This is a genomic window from Elizabethkingia argenteiflava, assembly GCF_009904105.1.
GTDB lineage: Bacteria > Bacteroidota > Bacteroidia > Flavobacteriales > Weeksellaceae > Elizabethkingia > Elizabethkingia argenteiflava.
Genome location: NZ_JAAABJ010000446.1, coordinates 1 through 456 on the forward strand (window position 1 = coordinate 1; position 456 = coordinate 456).

1 protein-coding gene is annotated in these 456 nt (G+C 43.2%); it reads left to right on the top strand.

Translation table 11 applies throughout. The features are described 5' to 3' along the window. On the top strand, positions 1 to 456 hold a 456-nt coding region (locus tag GNY06_RS05250; RefSeq protein ID WP_176589972.1), incomplete at both ends, for an IS256 family transposase.

Genomic DNA, 456 nt, shown 5'->3' on the forward strand with positions numbered 1-456 from the left:
AAAATCAAGGGCCCAAATTCTGGCTTGGAGCTCTCACTGATCTTAAGAAACGCGTTGTGGAAGATATTATGAGTGCCTGCATAGACGTCCTGAAAGGTTTCCCCGAAGCGGTTGAGGCTGTATTTCCTAAAACCAGGGTACAACTTTGCGTGGTTCATCAAATCCGCTCCTCCATGCGCTATGTTCCCGACAGGGATAAAAAAGCGGTTATGGAGGATATGAAACCAATCTACAAGGCTAATAATGAAGAGCAGGGATATCAAAGGCTGCTTGCCTTTGAAGAAAAGTGGGCAAAAAAATATCCCCTGACCTGCAAATCCTGGCTGGATAATTGGTTAAATCTCTCATCATTCTTCGAGTACGATGAGGTAGTACGAAAAATCATATATACTACCAATCCAATTCAAGGGGTACATCGCCAGATACGCAAAATCACCAAAACTAAAGGTGCTTTTC